At 71.7% G+C, this 4,486-nt stretch carries 3 protein-coding genes; 1 reads left to right on the forward strand and 2 read right to left on the reverse strand.

Translation table 11 applies throughout. The annotated features are described in order from the left end of the window. A partial coding sequence (gene mutS, locus DJ81_RS11695; RefSeq protein WP_094589841.1) for a DNA mismatch repair protein MutS occupies positions 1-2,631 on the reverse strand: 2,631 nt, incomplete at its 3' end. Between the two features lie 60 nt (positions 2,632-2,691). Beyond that, positions 2,692-3,246: a hypothetical protein gene (locus DJ81_RS11700; protein ID WP_094527677.1), complete on the reverse strand. Its 555-nt coding sequence runs from the start codon at positions 3,244-3,246 to the stop codon at positions 2,692-2,694. A 162-nt stretch (positions 3,247-3,408) separates the two neighbouring features. On the opposite strand from DJ81_RS11700, the gene DJ81_RS11705 reads away from it, so the two are divergent. After that, positions 3,409-4,293, forward strand: a complete 885-nt coding sequence (locus DJ81_RS11705; RefSeq protein WP_094527676.1) for a hypothetical protein — start codon at positions 3,409-3,411, stop codon at positions 4,291-4,293. Positions 4,294-4,486: the final 193 nt, after the last annotated feature.

The following is a 4,486-nucleotide window of genomic DNA, read 5'->3' on the forward strand; positions in this document are numbered from 1 at the left end:
TCGGCCCTCTTCGGGGGCGGAGGCGTCGGCGGCCGCCCCGGTCGACCCGGCGCCGCCCTCGTCCGCGAACGACCCGGACGAGAGGTCGAAGACGACCTGCTTCGTCCCCTCGCCGGCCCCGGCTCCGTCCCCCGTGCCGCCGCTTCCGGGTCCGTCTGCCCGCCCGCCGACTCCGCCCCGCGACCCCTTCGCCTCGATCGCCTTCTCCTCGCGGAGCCGGTCGAGCACCTCGTCGGCGCGCCCGACGACCGGCTCGGGGACCCCGGCGAGGTCGGCGACGTGAACTCCGTACGACCGGTTCGTCGGGCCGTCGCGGACCGTCCGGAGGAACGTCACCTCGCCGTCCCGCTCGTCGACGGCGACGTGGACGTTGGCGACCCGGGGGAGGTGATCGGCGAGCGTCGTCAGCTCGTGGTAGTGCGTGGCGAAGAGGGTGCGCGCGCGCACCTCGTTGTGGAGGTACTCGGTCGCGGCCCACGCGATGGAGATCCCGTCGTAGGTGGCGGTCCCGCGGCCGACCTCGTCGAGGATGACGAGGGAGTCGGCGGTCGCCGAGTGGAGGATGTTCGACAGCTCCTGCATCTCGACCATGAACGTCGAGCGCCCCTGCGCCAGCTCGTCGAGCGCGCCGACGCGGGTGTAGATCCCGTCGACGAGCCCGACCGTGGCCGCCCGCGCGGGGACGAACGACCCCGCCTGCGCGAGCAGCTGGATCAGGGCCGCCTGCCGCATGTACGTCGACTTCCCGCTCATGTTCGGCCCGGTGACGATCAGGAAGCCCCGCTCGTCGTCGAGCCGGAGGTCGTTCGGCACGAAGTCCGTCGCCCGCTCGACGACGGGGTGGCGCCCGGCCTCCACGTCGAGCCGGCGCTCGTCCGTCAGCTCCGGGCGCGTCCAGTCGTTGCCGGCGGCGTGGGTCGCGAGCGACGCGAGCGCGTCGACCTCGGCGAGGGCCCGCCCGACGTCCTGCAGCAGCTCGGCGTCGCCGGCGACGCGCTCGCGCAGCTCCTCGAACAGCTCGTACTCCAGCTCGCCGCGGGCCTCCTCCAAGCGGAGCACCTCCCGTTCCCGCTCCGCCAGCTCGTCGGTGACGAACCGCTTGGAGTTCTTCAGCGTCTTGATCTCCCGGTAGTGATCGGGGACCTGATCGGCGACCGACTTGCCGACCTGGATGTAGTAGCCGTCCGTCTTGTTGCGGTCGACCGTGACGTGGCTGAGGCCGTGCCGCCGCTTCTCCCGCTCCGCGAGGGTGTCGAGCCACTCTTTGGCCTCCTCGTGGCTCGCGATCAGCTCGTCGAGCTCGTCGTCGTACCCCTCTCGGAGGAGCCCGCCCTGCGTCTTCGCCTCCGGCGGGTCGTCCGCGAGCGCGTCGGCGAGCTCGCCGTGGAGCGCACGGGCGCGGTCGCGGTCGAGGCCCTCCAGAACCGCCGCGACCGGCGAGTCCGCGAGCGCGGTCCCCTCGACGGCGTCGACCATCGCCGGCACCAGCGCGAGGGTGTCGCGCATCGAGAGGAGTTCGCGTGCGCCCGCGCTCCCGCTCGTCGCCCGCGCGGCGAGCCGTTCGAGGTCGTACGCCTCCCCGAGCGTCTCGCGGAGGCGGTCGCGCGCGAGGGCGGCCGACGCCAGCGCCTCGACCGCGTCGAGCCGGCGGTCCAGCCGCGCCCGGTCCCGGCGCGGTCGGGTGAGCCACTCCCGGAGGAGCCGCCCGCCGGCCGCGGTGACGGTGTGGTCGATCGTCTCGAACAGCGACCCCTCCCCATCGCCGCGCATCGTCTCCGTGAGTTCGAGGTTGCGCTGGGTCGTCGCGTCGACGTCGACGTGGTCGCCGTCGCCGTACGCCGTGAGCCGGGTCATCGACGCGAGCACGCCGGCGCCCGTCTCCTCGACGTAGCCGAGGGTCGCGCCGGCCGCGCGCAGCGCGAGGTCGGAGTCGATCCCGACGCTGTCGGCGGTCTCCCGGCCGAACTGCTCGCGGACCGCGTGCTTCGCCCGCCCCGGCGCGAACGCCTCCGCGTCGAACAGCGACACCGACCCGGAGAGGTCCTCCCTGACCGCGCCGAGCAGCCGGTCGTCGTTGCGGACGCGGGGGCCGGGGAGCACCTCCGCGGGATCGAACCGGTACAGCTCCGCCCGGAGGTCGCTCTCGTCGTCGACCTCGGTGACGAGGAACCGGCCCGTGGTGACGTCGGCGAGCGCGAGCCCGTAGGGGCCGTCAGCTTCGTCGCTCGTCTCCCCCGCGGCCGACGCCCCGCCGCCGTCGCCCTCGCGGACGACCGCCGCGAGGTACCGCGCGTCGTCGTCGGCGGTCTCCAGCAGGGTCCCGGGCGTGACGACCCGCGTGATCTCGCGGGCGTGGCCGTCGTCCGTCTCGTACTGGTCGGCGACGGCGACCCGGTAGCCGCGCTCGACGAGCGCCTTCACGTAGGGCGTCAGCTCCGAGAGCGGGACGCCCGCCATCGGGTACGACGAGCCGTGCGAGGACTTCTGTGACACCGTCAGGTCGAGCTCGTCGGCGACCAGCTCCGCGTCGTCCGCGAAGAACTCGTAGAAGTCGCCGCACTGCATCGCGAGGACGTCCGCGTCCGTCTCCGTCTTGAGATCGAGGAACTCCCCGACGATCCCCGTTGCCATATACCCGTACTCCCGCCGTGGGCGGCTAAAACCCTACGGGTGTCGCGCCGAGCGGCGACGCTACCCGACCCGGTTACGACGCGTCACCGTCCGGTGTATCAGGCCGGAGACGGCGAAGAGCACCGCGAAGAGGACCGCGTACGCGTACCCCGACACGTCGGCGAACGGGACGGTCCCGATCGCCGCGGCCCCGGCGAGCAGCCCGCAGGCGACGCCGAGGCCCACGTAGTACTCGCTCCACAGGATCTCGTTCTCGGAGACGACTTCGAGGTACACCTCCAACTGTCGACTCTGCTCGGTGAGGGAGACGATCCCCCTGTCCGGCTCGTACGCGATGAACCCGTTCTCGGCCAGCTTCGGGAGGTGCGACTGGTGGAGCGCGGTGTAGACGCGCTTCCGCTGTTTGTACGTGACCTCGTTGACCGCGAGTTCGTTCTCCCACGCCGCCAGCTGCTCGGCGATGTCTCTCACGCGAGCGTCGTTCCCGTGCTCTCTCAGATAGGCGATCACGTTCCGCCGTCGGCGGTTGCTCAACGCCGTGAATATCTCGTCGCGCGACGGCCCGGTGCCCTCGCTCGGGGCCGCATCCTTCTGCTTGGTGAGTTGGGATGACATTAATCTCTCGAAGAGTATCTCTGACTGGTGACTGTCACCAACTAACATATCTCTTCCTGTTGGTAACTCGCCTCCGGTTCTGGTCTGGTTCGGTTCGTCCGCCCTTTCGCGACGGGCGGTATGGCGTCCATACATACGACCGATCGGCGCCTCAGTCTAGGCATGACGCCCACTCGCGACACCCGTCTCGGTCGCCTCGCCCGGCTTCGCCGCCCGGAGTACACCGGCGAAAACCGCTGTCTCCCCTGTACCGCGGTCAACGTCGCCGTCGCGGTCGCGGTCGCCGCCGCGCTCGCGGTCGTCGGTCGCCCGGGGCTCGCCGCGCTCGCCCTCGCCGCCTCCCTCGCGGCGATCTGGCTCCGCGGCTACCTCGTCCCGGGGACGCCCGAACTCACCAAGCGGTACCTCCCCGAGCGCGTCCTGCGGCTCTTCGGGAAGGGGAGGGCGGCCGCCCCGCCGACCGACGTCGACGCGGAGTCGTACCTGCTGTCGACCGAGGTCCTCGTCGAGACGCCCGACGGGGCCGACCTCGCGTTCGCCCCGTGGTTCGCGTCCACGTGGCGCGCCGCCCTCGACGGGATGCACATCGACGCGAGTGCTGCCGCCGAGGCCGGTGCCGAGGGGGACGACGCTCGCAGCGACTCCGACGTCGACGCGGACCTGGCGGCGCTCGCGTCGCTCGCCGACGTCGACGACGACTCGCTCTCGCTCGACTGGCGCGGCGGGACCGCCTTCGCCTCCGCCGACGGCGAGCGCATCGGTCACTGGGAGTCCCGCGCCGCGTTCCTCGCCGACGTCGCCGCCGACCGCGTGCTGACCGACCGGCTCGACGACTGGACGGCCCTCCCGCTCGCGACCCGGAGCGGCGTGCTCGGCGCGCTCCGACTGTTCGTCGAGGAGTGCCCCGCCTGCGAGGGCCACGTGGATCTCGAGGAGCGCGTCGTCGAGTCCTGCTGTACGAGCTACGACGTGATCGCCGGGCGCTGTGCCGCCTGCAACGCGCGGCTGTTCGAGCTGGACCTACCGCCGTCGCTCGCGACCGAATAAGACGTCGTGACCGGTCGCTTCGTGGTGAATTCTGCAGAAGCTCCAGCCGCTCGCTTATAAATGGTTGACGGCGGATCGGCGGTGAACACCTCCAAAGCCCCAGCCGTGAGGGGCACGCACGCTCGCTGCGCTCCTCAGTTAGTCGCTTCGCTCCCTCCTTGCGGTGCTTGGCTTCGCCTCCGCGCCCCTCACG

It is taken from the genome of Halorubrum sp. Hd13, assembly GCF_002252755.1.
In the GTDB taxonomy this organism is placed as follows: domain Archaea; phylum Halobacteriota; class Halobacteria; order Halobacteriales; family Haloferacaceae; genus Halorubrum.